This is a genomic window from Alkalihalobacterium sp. TH-98 (genome assembly GCF_057473385.1).
Genome location: NZ_JBYCKM010000055.1, coordinates 25,469 through 41,228, shown reverse-complemented (window position 1 = coordinate 41,228; position 15,760 = coordinate 25,469). Strand labels below are relative to the sequence as shown.

Genomic DNA, 15,760 nt, shown 5'->3' with positions numbered 1-15,760 from the left:
CACCCCAGACACCCTTGTCTTAAGCTAACTGTTACTACTGCCTTCACAGTTCGGGACTTGAACCCTAGAGAATGTGCGCATGCCTGGCGCACATAAAGAAAACTCGCCGTTTGGCGAGCCTTAGGCGCTGATAAAGGAGCAGTTGCCCTTATACTAAATTTTATGTCCAATACATTAAATCAACAGTCTCTCTTACAAGTTTGACCTAAAACAAAAAAAAGCTAAAGAATGTCCTCTTTAGCCTCTTTTAATATCATTATTGTTGAAGAAGTTCCTGTGCATTCTTGTATTCTACTCCTTGGGCTTCAGCAACAGCTTGATACGTTACATACCCATCTAGTGTGTTAATTCCTTTGAGTAGCGCTGAATTATCAATACAAGCTTGACGATATCCTTTATTCGCTATTTGTGCAGCGAACGGGATGGTAACGTTCGTTAAAGCAATCGTTGACGTTCGAGGTACAGCCCCTGGCATATTCGCCACTGCATAATGTAAAACACCATGCTTTTCATATGTTGGATCATCGTGAGTCGTAATACGATCTGTTGTTTCAAATATTCCACCTTGATCAATCGCCACGTCAACTACGACAGAACCAGGTTGCATCGATTTAATCATTTCTTCTGTAACTAGACGCGGTGCCTTAGCGCCTGGAATAAGGACCGCTCCGATTACTAAATCCGAATCGCGAACAGCATCAGCAATATTCATTGGGTTAGACATCATTGTGTTGATTTCTTTTCCGAAAATATCGTCAAGCTGTCTTAAACGATCTGGACTTAAATCAAGGATCGTAACATTGGCTCCTAGCCCAATTGCTATTTTCGCTGCGTTGGTTCCGACAATTCCTCCGCCAATAATGGTAACTTTTCCGCGGCTAACTCCTGGAACTCCTGATAAAAGCGTTCCTTTTCCACCGTTCGGTTTTTCTAGAAATTGGGCACCGATTTGCGACGCCATTCTACCTGCCACTTCACTCATCGGAATAAGTAGAGGAAGTGAACCATTTGGTGGCTGTACCGTTTCATAGGCTATACCAACGACTTTTCGATCCATTAATGCCTGAGTTAACTGTCGTTCAGGTGCTAAATGTAAATAAGTGAATAAGATCTGACCTTCATAAAAATAATCAAATTCCTCTGCAAGTGGTTCTTTGACTTTCATGACCATTTCTTGAGACCACGCTTCTTTTGCTGTATCAACGATTTTTGCCCCAGCATTTATATACTGTTCATCCGTAAAACCAGAGCCGTTTCCAGCACCTCTTTGGATATAAACCTCATGACCGAGATTGACGAGTGTGATCACACCAGCAGGCGTCATTGCTACCCGGTTTTCATTATTCTTTATTTCAGTCGGAACACCAATTCTCAAAGCTCACACCTCATTTGTATTAGTTAATCCTACTTAATCTTCTATGTCATCATTCTTCAGAAGCTACATTTTAGTCATTCCCAACTCTTTATTTCCCATTACGAATTGACCTCGATACGATTGAGCTCAAATTCGATTAATCTTTGTTCCATACCCACGTAAACAACTTTCCTTCACCGTTCATCATTCGTATATCGAGTCGCTCGATATCTTTGTAGCCATTTTCCTTTAATTGTTTGACCATAAACTCTACTTTTGTGTCTTCACGAAGTTGAATAAGGGAAATCATTGATTGTACCTCTTTTTCTGCCTCTTTCCCTCTTTTTATAACATTACCGGTTTCAAATTCGAATTTATCTGGGTTATCATACTCCCACTCATATATAATCCCATTTTCGATGACTGTAATGCGAATAGCAAATTTATCCATAAGCTCCGATGCTAATCCAGCCGATTGAAATGAGAATAAAACTGTTAGTAAAACCATTAATAAGAGTAGCCTTTTTTTCATGATTATCACCTCTAGTATTAAGGTGTTCAGTTTATGGAAAATAATACATATTTTCCGCTTAAAATTAACATCATTGCTACACAATAAGAACTTCTTTACGTGCAAATAAATCGAGGTGAAAATCACTAACGATTTTCACCTCGATCAATTACGATCACTTCTCTAACTATCTGTGGCTGTTAATGACATCAAGACCACCCGTGATCTCTAGTACTGTTCCAGTGATCATATCGGAATTATCTTGACAGAGGAAACTTATAGCTCTAGCAATATCTTCACCAGTCCCCGAACGACCAACTGGTGTCTTCTCGTCAAAAAATTGACGTGACTGTTCAATGGTTGCTTCTTTCATTTCCCCTAGTATATTGCCTGGACAAACCATATTTACAGTAATGCCGTGTTCCGCTTCTTCAATTGCTAACGTTTTCATCAATGATACGAGACCTACTTTTGCAGCTGCATAAGCTGAACGATAAATCCACCCTGGTGCATCGTTTGCTCCTTGAAATCCATAGGCAATAATTCGGCCAAACTTCTGTTGTCTCATTATTGGAATTACACCTTTTGCAATATGAAAAAAGGAGCTCAAGTTACCCTCTACCATTTCATACCACTCGTCATCTGTGTAATCTACAAGCTTTTTCCGCTCAAAAATGTAGGGGCCGGCATTATGTATAAATATATCTATCTTGTTGAATTTTTGTAATGAAGATTGGATGAGTTCGTCTAAATCCGCTTTATTCGTAACGTCAGCTCTTACAAACTGAAGCTGATCAGCTTTAGCTTCCCAGCGTTTTTTTAGCTTTTCTACTGCACTAACACCGCTGCGGTAACTAACCGTTACAGAGTACCCTTCTTCTAATAATTGTTCAGTAACTTTTAGGCCAAGCCCTTTCGTACCTGCAGTAACAATCGCGTGTCGCATAAACATCCCACCTTCCACCTATTGAAACTACCTCTTCTATACTATTGATCATACAATGAAAGGGACATGAAGTAAAAAAGATTGCACTCTGTTTATATTAAGTTTATGTAAAAATATATGCTATGTTGTTGCTCTTTACTTTTGACCGTAACTGAAGCGGATCTTTATCTCTTTTTTCAACTCACAGTTTGAAAAGATTAAACGACAAACAACAAGATAAAAAAAGGCTGACTTCTAATTGTCAGCCTCATCCCCAATCTTACCCTCTAAGTTCATCATTGTTACGCTGTTGTCCATTGGCTCGTTCATCTTCAGTTGTACCGACACGATAGGAATCCATGATTTGTTCTAGCACCATCGATTCGCCTTGCTCATCATAAATCGTACCCGTTAACTTATGTTCTTTCATACGAATACCCCCTTCTGGTCATTGAAACAAATTTATTATTTAACAATTCATGAACTTTTATTACCAGCTATATTATTATTAGAATGTTTTGATACAATGTTATTGTGGTAAACATAACAACAAGAGAAGCCACATGGTTAAATTGTAATTTCACAATTTATTTAGGGGAGTAGATATCAATGGAAAATAATTATACTAATGTATTAGTAGCGGTAGACGGTTCTGAAGAAGCAAAATTAGCTTTAAATAAAGCTTTTACTATTGCCAAAAAGGAAAATGCACATTTATTTATTGCACACGTAATTGACACTCGTACTTTTGCTACAGTAGAACAGTATGATCGTACAGTTGTCACTCGTGCGGAAAATTATGCAAAGGAACTTCTTGAAGAATATAAAGCAGAAGCTGAAAAAGCTGGAGTTGCAAACATTACAACAGTGCTTGATTTCGGCTCACCTAAAGTTAGAATTCCTAAAGATATCGCTACCAAACATGAAATCGACCTAATTATTACTGGAGCTACAGGTTTAAATGCTGTAGAACGTATTTTAATTGGAAGTGTTTCTGAGTCTATTACAAGAAATTCGAAATGTGATGTATTGATCGTAAGAAATCAATAGACCTAATTAAAAATTAAATCAAAGAGGATGGCTCCTTCGCCATCCTCTTTTTATGTAAACAGCCTCGTCTACAAGACTTATCTATACAATGAAGCAGGGAATAGTTAACATTAAAAAATTATCCTTTTTTTCCATTAAAAAAGTTGTTGAAATTCTTCTCCGAATCAGTAAAATTAGATTAGATAAATACGCTTTTTATTTTACTACCGTAACTTTAGACTTCCATACTCTTAACACAAAAACCTTTTTAGTTTTTTGAATATTGAAAATAATTATTCAAATGGTTTTTATTTACGTAATGATTTAAAAAAATTTTTACAACAGAATATTGTTTAGGGAGAGAACTGAAGAAATGAAACATATTACATTTAACCCTTATCGTACGATAGGTATTAAGAATACTACCTATTTAAAACCTGATTCTATGTTTCAACATATTAATCAAATCAAAGATTCTGATTGGGTTTTGTTTCCTGAGTATTGGCAAGTGAATTCACTCGTTTACGGTTTAAATAAAAAGATTTTTCCTAGCGTTAACTCATATCATTTAGGACATGACAAGATCGAAATGACACGTTCTTTACTATCTATTTGTCCACAAAATGTGCCTTATACACTTATCTTACCTAATAATGAGTCGGGGTTTGAAACCGCTCTTAATGAAATGCCATTTCCGTTTATCGCTAAAGAAGTTAGAAATTCAATGGGCAAAGGTGTATATCTGATTAATGATGTCAGTGAGTTCCGTGAGTATGCATCTATTAGTAATGTTTTATATGTACAAGAGCAACTCCCTATTGATCGTGATATGAGAATTGTCTATGTTGGTGATGATGTCGTAGCTGCTTATTGGCGTGTTGGGAATGGAGAGAGCCACTTAAACAACGTGGCTCAAGGTGGAGAAATTGTTTTGGAGCTTATCCCGCGAGAAGCTATTGATCTCGTAAAACATGTAGCTCAAACTTTAGGAATTAATCATGCTGGCTTTGATGTTGCGATGGTCGGTGATCAATTTTATATATTTGAATTTAATATTTTATTTGGAAACGTCGGATTTCAAAAATTAGATGTTTCGGTAGAAGATAAAATCGTAGAGTACATGCAAAAAGAAGATAGCAAATTAAATATAGATACGATGTTTGTTTCTTAAACATAAAGTAAAGGTTGTAAACTTCAAAAGTTTACAACCTTTTCATTTCGTTTTGAAAGCAGTCAAGGAATAGTAATTTCCCGTTTGCTTCCTATTTACTCTAAATCTTTAGGATGAGGTGTAGGGTGCTTTTTATTAATAACCTCATAAAAAAGGCTTCCATCGATGTCAGGCGATTGATTTTGTTGTTGAACCATTGCCCCCATTAACTTTTTAAATTCTCCAACTGTTAATGGTCTCGCATCAGGCTTTAGCTCATACCCTAGTTGACCATTGGCTTCAATTGTCGCATTTTTTATATCTGAAATATTCGAAATTCCATTTTGCCGAATTTGCATCTCCAGTTTATCGATCGTTAATCTGATCTTTTTTAAATTCTCTAAGTTGACTTGTCCATTTTCAATCACGGAAATCGCTTTTCCGGTAAACAGCTTTTCAAGTGCGTTATATTTTACTTGAAGAAATTCGATAAGAATGAGGACACCAATAAAAATACCAATCGATATTATCGTTTTTGAAACGCTATCTTCAATAATAGGCTGTACGATAATGGCACCGATTGAGATCATCACAATGGTGGTCGTAATGGTCATTTGCGCAATTGACTTTCTCCCTGATACCCTTAGAAATAAAAATCCCGTCAGAACTAACAATACCGACTTCCATATAAAATCAAGCTCCATAGCACATACTCCTTTTATAGGCTATCCCTTTATCCAATTTTCTCTATAGTTAGTATGTATGCCTCTACTGAACTTATTCAAAGCATGTTATTTGTTTTCCATAAACCATAATATAGCCCATTAAAATTACTACTTTTATCAAAATACTTTATGTAAAATGAAGGAAAATATAAGTTTATGGTATTTCTAGGAGGAGTAACAAAGTGATAATTTTAATGCAAGTAATTTATTATGGAATATTAATTTTCTTTGGAGCCCTAGCGTTACTTTTATTTAAAAAAGCAAAATTACTAAGTAATCAGGACAAAAGACTTTCATATATCATTCTTAGCATTGGAATAAATGTAATATTTCTTCCCTTAGCTTACTTTATTGGCACAATGGCTATGGCTCATAAAGTTTAAAGAAGCAAAAAATAATGTTAAAAGGTAACGGAAAATTTATTCCGTTACCTTTATTACGTCTATTATTAGATATAGCAGGTTTTATTTATTATTTAATAATGTTCCAGCTTTTTCTAGCGCAAGTTGAACTTGAGCAAAGCCTGTACCACCAGCACTATTTCTACGAGCAACTACTGTTTTTGGCTGCAGCACTTCATAGATATCTTCTTCAAATAGTGAACTTGCTTCTTTATAGTCCGCAAATGGCAAGTCTAACAGGAAATGCCCTTGCTGGATACAATGAAGAACAAGCTTTCCTACCACTTCATGAGCTTCACGGAATGGCATTCCTTTACTTGCTAAATAGTCAGCAAGCTCAGTAGCATTTGAGAAGTCAGAATGCGTTGCTTTTTCCATCACATCTGTATTTACAGTCATTGTCTCAATCATACCCGTAAAGATCTTTAGTGAACCTTTAACCGTTGTTACCGCATCAAACATGCCTTCTTTATCTTCTTGCATATCTTTGTTGTATGCAAGTGGCAAACCTTTTAAAATCGTTAACAAAGAGAATAAACTTCCGTAAACTCTTCCTGTTTTTCCACGAATTAGTTCTGCCATATCTGGATTTTTCTTTTGTGGCATAATGCTGCTTCCAGTTGCAAATGCATCATCTAGTTCGATAAAGCGAAACTCTTGTGATGACCAAAGTATGATTTCCTCACAAAGTCTGGATAAGTGCATCATTAAAATCGAAGAACTGCTTAAGAATTCTAAAATAAAATCACGATCACTCACTGCATCTAGACTATTTTCATAAATTCCATCGAATCCTAATAGTTCTGCACTGTAATGGCGGTCAATCGGAAACGTAGTACCAGCTAACGCCCCTGCACCAAGTGGCGAAATGTTGACCCGCTTCAGGCCATCTGCATAACGATTATAGTCTCGTTCCAACATCCAGAAATAAGCCATTAAGTGATGGGCAAACGATACAGGTTGCGCACGTTGCAAGTGTGTATAGCCTGGAATTAACGTCTCAACATGCTGTTTGCCTTGTTGAACTAACGCATTTTGCAGGTTTTTAATCTCTGAAAGAATGCCTTCTATTTGCTTACGTAAGTATAGATGCATATCTGTTGCTACTTGATCATTTCGACTTCTACCTGTATGAAGTTTCCCACCGACTGGACCGATCTCATCAATTAAGAACTTTTCCACATTTAAGTGAATGTCCTCATTTTGAACAGAATATTCAAGTTCACCGTTTTGAGCTTTTACTAAGATCTTCTGTAAACCTTCAGTAATTTTATCAACCTCGTCTTCTGCTAAAATTCCACACTTACCGAGCATTTTAACATGTGCAAGACTGCCTTCGATGTCTTCTTCTACGAGTAGTTGGTCGAAGCCGATAGAGGCGCCGAATTCATCGACCCACTCCTCGGCTGTTTTTGTAAATCGACCACCCCAAAGCTTACTCACAGTTTGACCCCCTTATTGCTGTTAACGTCCTTGTTTACTTTACTGCTTACTTTTGTTGGTAGGCCCCAAAGTTTAATAAATCCTACTGCTGCATTATGGTCAAACTCATCATCAGTAGAGTATGTTGCTAATTTCTCATCATATAAAGAGTACTCAGATTTACGTCCTTCGACAATAGCATGCCCTTTAAATAGTTTTACACGAACAACACCAGTAACATTCTTTTGAGTTTCAGCTAAGAATGCTTGAAGTGCTGGAGTTAATGAAGAGAACCATAATCCGTTGTAGATCAGTTCAGCTAGTTTTTGGCTGATCACTGGTTTAAAGTGTGCTACATCTTTAGTTAATGTTAAATCTTCTAACTCTTTATGGGCTTTAATAAGTGTCATTGCACCTGGGCACTCATACACTTCACGAGATTTAATTCCTACTAGGCGGTTTTCAACATGGTCGATACGTCCAACCCCATGTTTACCAGCGATTTCGTTTAATTTTAAAATAAGTTCGTGCAGTTCATACTTCGTTCCATCTAAAGAAACCGGTACACCTTGCTCAAAAGCAATTTCTAAGTACTCTGGTACATCAGGAGTTTTTTCAAGAGGTGCTGTCATTTCGTATGCACCTTCTGGTGGAGTTGCCCAAGGATCTTCTAGTACTCCACATTCGTTTGCACGTCCCCAAAGGTTTGCATCAACTGAATACGGATTATCTAAGTCAATTGGAATAGGAATGTTATTATTTTTTGCATATTCAATTTCTTCATCACGAGACCAGCCCCACTCACGAACTGGAGCAAGTACTTCTAAGTCTGGGTTTAAAGCTTGAATAGAAACTTCGAAACGAACTTGGTCGTTCCCCTTACCAGTACAACCGTGAGCAACTGCGTCTGCCCCTACTTGCTCCGCAATTTCCACTAACTTTTTGGAAATTAATGGACGTGATAACGCTGAAACAAGCGGATATTTTTGCTCATATAATGTATGAGCTTGAAGTGCTGGTAATACAAATTCTTCTGCAAATTCTTTCTTTGCATCTATTGTATATGACTGAATAGCTCCTACTTTAAGTGCCTTTTCTTTAATAAAATCTAAATCTTTACCTTCACCAACATCTAACCCAACTGCTACAACATCGTATCCTTGATCGCTTAACCATTTAATGGCTACGGATGTATCTAATCCTCCAGAATATGCTAACACCACTTTTTTCTTACTCATGATATTCCCTCCAATAATGTATGAATATAAATTCTCTGTTTATAATTTTTATGCATTGATGTTTTAAAAAATAAGAGGATCAATCTCCTCTGTTAAATGAATAAATTTAAATAAAAACTAATTATTATTCATTACTTTATCAACTATCTTCCTTTTTGGCAATAGGTTAATTTAAAAAAATGTATATTCTTTTTCCTCAGCTGTGTTCGTATATATTCAAAGCCTTTATGTTAATCGTGAGGAATCATACATTTGTCCGCTGAGGTATAAGAATAAGCACCATACTCTCTAGAAAAAGAGCCTTTTCTTTTTGCGTTTTCACTATCTATATGTTTAAATCTCAAAAAAGTTCATGTAAAATTACTATAGGGGGTGGAGAAGTGGAATATCAATTTATTTATGATGAGCGTTTAGGAATAAATCTTCCCGACTTTGATAAAGACTGGGATGAATATACATTTTCTACACAAACAGAAATTTTACTTCAATGGGAAAAAATACGTGGAAGTATACCTGATAGAATTGCTGATTTAGAAGTATTAATTAATAAGAAACAAGCTGCATTAAATAATGAAGAGAACTTCCAAAAGTCATGTGAGTTAAACAGTGAAATCTCAGAATTAGCTTCTATTATTAATGATTTATGGATTTGGTATCGTACCAATCAAAATATAAGTGATAAAATCCATCAATAAAGTGAAACTTCTTTTTCAGAGGGGGTTTTTTCATCCCCTCTGAAAATTAGTTGAATCTATCTGGGTGTTACCAGCGCTTCCTCAAAGGCTTGCAAGTGGAGTCTTAGCGCGAGTTAAACGCAAGAATCATTATTGACCTTGTCCTAAAGAGTATCCTTTTTCACCATTAAATGTATAAAGGTTTTCAGTTTTTATACAATGCAGCCCCGCATCATCTATCCGTTGTAATAAATTTAGGATTCCTTTATTTGTTTTATCAGCATTTGCTTTAAATTGAAAACGGCATCTCCAATGATCCGTTGTAAATGTTTCTGGAAACCCTCCTGGATAGACTTTAACTCCTCGATTTGTAATGACAATTAACTCCAAATCAGATCCAGCTAATGACTCTAATTGCTCACCTAACTCGTCTGAGGTATATGTATTATTTAGTACAAAAACATCTACCCCGTCTAATTCTTGGACAACATCAGCCCTTACACGTTCTTTTGCTAATGGCGAAATCTGCATTTTTACTTCATCCTCTTCATTTACTTTCTTATACATCACAGGAGCAAATGACGTTGGACTTTGACCTAATCGTTCAATAACAGATTCTGCAAACTCAACTGTACCCACAGATGGTCCACCTTTTGCAATGTCTGCTGTAAATACTCCGTCCTCTATTGTTTTTAACCAAGCATTGTGTATTTTCGTTGCTGCCTCGGCCTGACCGATATGAACTAACATCATAATAGCTCCGTGAAGTAAACCAGACGGATTAGCTATTCCTTTTCCTGTGATATCCGGAGCACTTCCGTGAATAGCTTCAAACATAGCTACGTGATCACCAATATTCGCTGACCCCGCAAGACCAACACTTCCAGTAATTTGAGCAGCTACATCGGAAGCAATATCACCGTACAGGTTCGGCATCACAATCACATCAAAGTCTTGCGGTGTATCGGCAATCTTTGCAATTCCAATATCAATAATCCAATGATCCGTTTCAATTTGTGGATACTCTTCAGCAATTTCATTAAATGTCTTGTGAAAAAGTCCATCCGTTAGCTTCATAATGTTGTCCTTGGTAAAGCAAGTTACTTTCTTACGGTTATTTTTAACCGCATATTCAAATGCATAGCGAATAATTTTTTCACAACCAGGTTTCGTAATTAACTTTAAACATTGGACAACTTCTGGTGTATGTTGATGCTCAATACCTGCATATAGATCTTCTTCATTTTCTCTAACGATGACAAGGTTTACGTCTGGATGTTTCGTTTTTACAAACGGATGATAAGAAATATTAGGACGAATATTAGCATATAATCCTAAAGTTTTCCGAATGGTCACATTCAAACTTTTGTAGCCTCCACCTTGTGGAGTCGTAATTGGAGCCTTTAAGAACACTTTTGTTCTGCGCAGCGACTCCCATGCTTCTTTACTAATTCCGGCTGTTTCGCCCGACAAATATACTTTTTCTCCAATATCAATAAATTCTGGTTCAATCATTGCTCCAGCAAATTCAAGGATTTTTAAGGTAACATCCATTATTTCAGGTCCTATTCCGTCTCCGCGAGCTATTGTAACCTGTCTTTTTTCACTCATAAAAACACTCCTTCATTGAATAAGCGTAAAGGTTGCTTCTAATAATTTGTGCCTAAACCTGAGGAATAATCATAGTAAAAGCGAAAACCTCACTCATAAAGTCTGAGGAAATGTTTTTGTCGCCTGCACGTGACTTTTCTTCAAAAAGAAAATAAAAAAAAGAGATCTACTATAATAAGTAAATCTCTTCACAATTAAGGTTGTTAAAAAACTAATTTAATTTTAATTTCTTTCAAGTAATAATCGTTTTTGATAAAAACGCTGCGCTACTTCTGTTACTTGTCTAGAAAACTGATAGTTCATCGTCGCTCCAAAAGCCATACCGATGAGTGGTACCCCTTGAATTAATTTTTTTCGCAGTAACATAATGACCATTACTTTTACTAATTGTCTTAATGGTTGCTGGATCCAAGAAATGTCTGCAATTTCCTCATTTCCTGTATAAAACCACTCATCATAGTCTGCTGTCTGCACTTCATCCCATAATGCATCCCATGCACCACCTTGTAAGTCTTTAGGTAGTGAGGCCACATGGAAAACTTTTAGCGCAATCATCATTTCGGATGGACGTTTTACATCATAACCGTACGATAAGGCAATAAGTTGAATCGCGCGCATATTTATAGCGATCATTGCTGGCAGGTCTATACCTAATAAAACAATTCCTCCCATACCAGAAACGCCGCCTTGCCCTAAAGACAATAAGCGCTGTTTAGCCATTTGCTGTTTGGCCATAAAGTTAAGCTTTTCAATTGATAACTGTCTGATATCTTGAATGTCTTCAATTTCTCCATCAAACACTTTGGCTTGATCTAAAATTCTCTCTCGTGCCTCTTCATGAAATCTAGAGTTTTGAATCATCGCATGTAAATGGAAAAGAAAATTATCAATCGTTTCTAAAACTTTCGAGCGTTTTTCTGTACCTAGTTGATCGAGACTAACATTCAGCCATTTTTGATACATCATTTCAAAATCTGTAGGATCATGTTCAAAAAAAGTTTGTTCCCAACGTTCTACTTCAAGTAACAAGCGTTCTTCCTGTACCTTTAAAGACACTCGCTTTGCCTCCTTTCGTTTGAACCGTTTTTGCGAAACCATTGGACCATTTCATTTAATCGTCCCTCAACGCGGTGATAGATCGTTCCTTCTGGATAGCCATGTATTGGATCGTATGCCCCTGCTTCATATCCCGTTAGAAGTTCAATGCCTTCTTGGATCGATTCAATTGCCCAAATGGAAAACTGACGATCTTTTACTGCCGTAACCACTTCTTCATCTAACATTAAGTTTTTTACATTTTGTATAGGGATGATGACACCTTGAGTTCCTGTTAAGCCTCTTAACTTACATGTGTAATAAAATCCTTCAATTTTCTCATTCACCCCACCAATTGGCTGGACTTCACCGAATTGGTTGACAGACCCTGTAACAGCAATTCCTTGGTTAATTGGTAGATCGGCCAAGGAAGATAGGATCCCATAAAGTTCTGTACTAGAAGCGCTGTCACCGTCTACCATATCATACGACTGTTCAAATGTAATGCTAGCAGCTAAAGGTAGCGGATGGTCTTTTGCAAATTCACCTTGCAAGTAACCTGATAAAATAAGTAGTCCTTTGGAGTGAATAGGCCCGCTCAAGTAAGACTCACGGTCAATATTAATAATTCCTTTTGACCCAATATACGTTCTAGCTGTTATTTTATTCGGTTGACCAAACGTATAATTCCCGGTGCTTAATACAGATAGGCCATTAATTTGGCCGACCTTCTCTCCTTCTGTTTCAATCATAATCGTTCCGTCTTCGATAGAGCTATTAATTTTTTCTTCAATTAAGTTTGAACGTTGCTTACGTTCTTTTAAAGCTTTATCGACATGAATTTCGGTCACATACTCAGCCTTTTCTAGTGTCGCCCAATAATTCGCCTCTACTAGCAACTCTGTGATTTCATGAAAACACGTAGTTAGTTTGTTTTGATTGTTACTTAATCGCGTACTATAATCAATGACTCTTCCAACAGCCTCTTTTGTATAATGTAATAAATTTTGAGTTTTACAATAAGTATGGATAAATGATGCATACTTCATACAATGCTCATCATTTCTTTCCATTTCCACATCAAAATCTACTTTTACTTTAAAGAACTTTTTAAAGTCTTCATCATAAGTAAAGAGAAGTCGGTAGATATCGATCGTCCCTATTAAAATTACCTTCATTTCAACGGGGATCGGCTCTGGTTTCAGCCCTGCAGAAACGACAGAATTACCGCTGTCTTCTAACAAATTCTCAATGCGCAATTCACCTGTTTTAAGCATGCGTTTTAATGCATTCCAAGAATACGGATTCGTGAGCAAATCGGATGCCTGAAGAATGATATATCCTCCATTGGCCAAATGAAACGCACCTGGCTTCATCATCGAAAAACTAGTCATCAATGATCCAAAGGCACTTTTAAAGTCAAACTTCCCAAATAAGTTCGTATATGTAGGGTTGTTTTCGTGGATTACCGGTGCCCCTTTTACCTCACTATTATCTATAAACACATTCACATGGTAGCGAGACTCGTCTTTCTTCTCATTTTTTTGTAATAAAGATGCAAACAAGTCTTCTTCTTCATCCATAGGTGAGTCAATCAAGTCCTGCCAGTTTTTGATAATATCTTTTTCTAAACTCATTATATATTCAGCCAGTTTTTCTTGGCCTGGATATTTTTTTACTAACAGTTCAATATAAGGGTGGATTGTCTCCAGGATCGTATTTTCTTCAAGGTCTTGAATACTTTTCTTTAAATCACGTTCTAATAGAGCTGTTCTTCGGTTAATCTCAGTCAAACGTTTATTAAGCTCTCTCGTCTTTTCAGCAATTTGTTGTTTTTGTTCATTCGAAAGATTGCGATAAGTTTCTTCCGTGTGTGCTTCTCTATTTTCATCTAATGGAATTGCCATCAGGCTCGAAGAATTTCGTTCAATCTGAAAATATTCATTGTAAGCTAAATCATCTAAGTCTTGCCACTGCAAGTTAATGGTTTCTTCGTAATATTGAATGATGTCTATTTTCGATTGCTCAAATTCTTTACTAGAAAGCACCTTTTCAATCTCTTGACGAACTTCCGTTATAAATTCAGAAATGTCTTGCTGAAAAACAACGCCTTGTCCTGGCGGTAGCGATATCGCAATCGGTTGATCCGAATGCGCAAAATTATAGACATAAATCCAGTCTGATGGAGTCGATTTCGTAGAAGCAACCTCTTTTACCTTTGATTTTGCAAACGTTGTTTTGCCAGTACCACTTGGTCCTACTAAAAATAAATTATAACCTTCTTGTTTAACGGTTAACCCAAAATCAATGGCTTGAACTGCTCTTTCTTGTCCGATCATTTCCCCTGTTAAACTGCCTGCATCTGCTGTCGTTTCGAATGGAAATTGGCTTGGATCCATACGATTCGTTAATTGATCATATGTTAGCTTTTTTTTCTCTATTTTTTCTAGCGATACTCGGTTCATCTCTTGGTTCCCCCTCAGTTGTCAATCCAACTTTACTTTCGATTGGTATACATTCTTCTCTTAAACATCGGTGAAAAGGTCCAATCTTCATTCGCTTCATTTCCTATCATAAAGAGAGCATTCAATTGATTATCTAGCTTATTAATATGTTGAAAAAATATAGCTTCTGCTGTTTTGCTGCTTAACCCGCTTTGCAGGCTGTCATTTACATGACTAGATAGGATACAATGCTTTACTGCTAAAACTTCGTGATCATCTGTCGAAATTCCTGCTTCTATGGCTCCTTCTAGTATCATTTCTATACTTAAAACAACATGACCAATTAATTCACCATTCGTTGTATAGTCTGGTACAACCGGATCAGTTAACGCTTTTGTTTTTCCGATATCATGTAAAATACAAACTGTCATAATGACATCTTTATTTAATTGCGGGTATACTTGCAAGAGTTGAGCTGAGACATGACATAGTGTAACAATATGTTCTAGCAACCCGGCATAATAGGCATGATGATACTGCTTCGCTGCAGGAATGGTTGTTAATTTTTCACGGATCTCTTTCTTCCTTAACAGTGTCTTTACTAATTCTCGAAGCGTTTCACTGTCAATGTCTTCGATAAACATTCGTAACTCTTGCCATAAATCTTCACGTGGAATGTTCGCATGGTTTAATAAATCATTAATTTCAATTGCATCTTCTTCCGTTACTAAGCGAACGCGCTGGATCGTTAATTGACACTGCCCGCGATAAAATGTAATCAGTCCATCGATTTTAATGAGCGCTCGTTTAAGCAACCATTCTTTTTCTTTTTCTGTTACATCCCATAATTTCGCTCGTATAATTCCATCCTTATTACTTAAAGTGAGAGATATATATTCGCTTCCATTCGTCGCAATACTCGTTTCACGTTCTCTCACGATGAAATAGTCGACGATACGTTCTCCTTCTTGTTTGTTCACCCAAGTCAATTATGAACACTCTCCCAATAATTCTAAGTTACTTCCATTGTATGCGATCTAATTCGGGAATAAAAGGGTTTTACGTTGGGATGTAGAGGGAGCCCATTGTAAGACGAGAGAGATTAAATGGTAGTCAAATATGAGGATTTATTTGGGTTTATTAGGTTTTAAAAAAGTATTTTTCGTATACTTTGTTGCATTTGTTACGTTTTCGCTTCACACAAGGCGTGAAGCGTTAAGCTTTTACTTGGCTCGATCCAG

The 15,760-nt window shown here is 36.6% G+C and carries 15 protein-coding genes; 4 read left to right on the top strand and 11 right to left on the bottom strand.

What is annotated here, in order from left to right:
* Window positions 1-256: 256 nt before the first annotated feature.
* The 4 genes from ald to AC2VNP_RS21105 form a co-directional block, all read right to left on the bottom strand.
* Window positions 257-1,375 (bottom strand): alanine dehydrogenase, encoded by a 1,119-nt coding sequence (gene ald / locus AC2VNP_RS21120; protein ID WP_486919274.1) that lies wholly within the window; start codon window positions 1,373-1,375, stop codon window positions 257-259.
* 136 nt (window positions 1,376-1,511) lie between these two features.
* Window positions 1,512-1,886: a hypothetical protein gene (locus AC2VNP_RS21115; protein ID WP_486919272.1), complete on the bottom strand. Its 375-nt coding sequence runs from the start codon at window positions 1,884-1,886 to the stop codon at window positions 1,512-1,514.
* Between the two features lie 166 nt (window positions 1,887-2,052).
* A complete protein-coding gene (locus AC2VNP_RS21110; protein ID WP_486919271.1) occupies window positions 2,053-2,817 on the bottom strand; it encodes an SDR family oxidoreductase in 765 nt (254 codons plus the stop codon).
* A gap of 253 nt (window positions 2,818-3,070) precedes the next feature.
* Entirely contained in the window at window positions 3,071-3,220 is a 150-nt protein-coding gene (locus AC2VNP_RS21105) for a hypothetical protein (protein ID WP_486919270.1), read from the bottom strand.
* A 179-nt stretch (window positions 3,221-3,399) separates the two neighbouring features.
* On the opposite strand from AC2VNP_RS21105, the gene AC2VNP_RS21100 reads away from it, so the two are divergent.
* Together AC2VNP_RS21100 and AC2VNP_RS21095 are read left to right on the top strand one after the other, a co-directional pair.
* Entirely contained in the window at window positions 3,400-3,840 is a 441-nt protein-coding gene (locus AC2VNP_RS21100) for a universal stress protein (RefSeq protein ID WP_486919268.1), read from the top strand.
* Window positions 3,841-4,192: 352 nt separating this feature from the next.
* Window positions 4,193-4,990, top strand: a complete 798-nt coding sequence (locus tag AC2VNP_RS21095) for an ATP-grasp domain-containing protein (protein ID WP_486919267.1) — start codon at window positions 4,193-4,195, stop codon at window positions 4,988-4,990.
* 95 nt (window positions 4,991-5,085) lie between these two features.
* Here the strand turns inward: AC2VNP_RS21095 and AC2VNP_RS21090 are convergent, their stop codons facing one another.
* A complete protein-coding gene (locus tag AC2VNP_RS21090; RefSeq protein WP_486919266.1) occupies window positions 5,086-5,673 on the bottom strand; it encodes a DUF421 domain-containing protein in 588 nt (195 codons plus the stop codon).
* Window positions 5,674-5,876: 203 nt separating this feature from the next.
* On the opposite strand from AC2VNP_RS21090, the gene AC2VNP_RS21085 reads away from it, so the two are divergent.
* A complete protein-coding gene (locus AC2VNP_RS21085; protein WP_486919265.1) occupies window positions 5,877-6,077 on the top strand; it encodes a hypothetical protein in 201 nt (66 codons plus the stop codon).
* Between the two features lie 81 nt (window positions 6,078-6,158).
* On the opposite strand, the gene argH is transcribed toward AC2VNP_RS21085, so the two are convergent.
* Both argH and AC2VNP_RS21075 read right to left on the bottom strand, forming a co-directional pair.
* The gene (argH, locus tag AC2VNP_RS21080) at window positions 6,159-7,538 is read right to left on the bottom strand and encodes an argininosuccinate lyase (RefSeq protein ID WP_486919264.1); all 1,380 of its coding nucleotides are present in this window, start codon (window positions 7,536-7,538) and stop codon (window positions 6,159-6,161) included.
* Window positions 7,535-8,758, bottom strand: coding sequence for an argininosuccinate synthase (locus tag AC2VNP_RS21075; RefSeq protein WP_275117359.1), 1,224 nt, complete (start codon window positions 8,756-8,758; stop codon window positions 7,535-7,537). The genes argH and AC2VNP_RS21075 overlap by 4 nt, the downstream gene beginning before the upstream one ends.
* Before the next feature lie 377 nt (window positions 8,759-9,135).
* On the opposite strand from AC2VNP_RS21075, the gene AC2VNP_RS21070 reads away from it, so the two are divergent.
* Window positions 9,136-9,450 (top strand): hypothetical protein, encoded by a 315-nt coding sequence (locus tag AC2VNP_RS21070; protein WP_486919263.1) that lies wholly within the window; start codon window positions 9,136-9,138, stop codon window positions 9,448-9,450.
* A 129-nt stretch (window positions 9,451-9,579) separates the two neighbouring features.
* Here the strand turns inward: AC2VNP_RS21070 and AC2VNP_RS21065 are convergent, their stop codons facing one another.
* The 4 genes from AC2VNP_RS21065 to AC2VNP_RS21050 all read right to left on the bottom strand — a co-directional run bounded on the left by AC2VNP_RS21065 (window position 9,580) and on the right by AC2VNP_RS21050 (window position 15,499).
* Window positions 9,580-11,040, bottom strand: coding sequence for an NADP-dependent isocitrate dehydrogenase (locus AC2VNP_RS21065; protein WP_486919261.1), 1,461 nt, complete (start codon window positions 11,038-11,040; stop codon window positions 9,580-9,582).
* Window positions 11,041-11,262: 222 nt separating this feature from the next.
* Complete coding sequence (locus tag AC2VNP_RS21060; RefSeq protein ID WP_486919260.1) at window positions 11,263-12,096, bottom strand: EcsC family protein; 834 nt, start codon at window positions 12,094-12,096, stop codon at window positions 11,263-11,265.
* Entirely contained in the window at window positions 12,087-14,540 is a 2,454-nt protein-coding gene (locus AC2VNP_RS21055) for an AAA family ATPase (RefSeq protein WP_486919259.1), read from the bottom strand. Before AC2VNP_RS21055 ends, AC2VNP_RS21060 begins: the two co-directional genes overlap by 10 nt.
* A 32-nt stretch (window positions 14,541-14,572) precedes the next feature.
* On the bottom strand, window positions 14,573-15,499 hold the full coding sequence (locus AC2VNP_RS21050) for a 3'-5' exoribonuclease YhaM family protein (RefSeq protein WP_486919276.1): 927 nt from the start codon (window positions 15,497-15,499) through the stop codon (window positions 14,573-14,575).
* Between the last annotated feature and the right edge of the window lie 261 nt (window positions 15,500-15,760).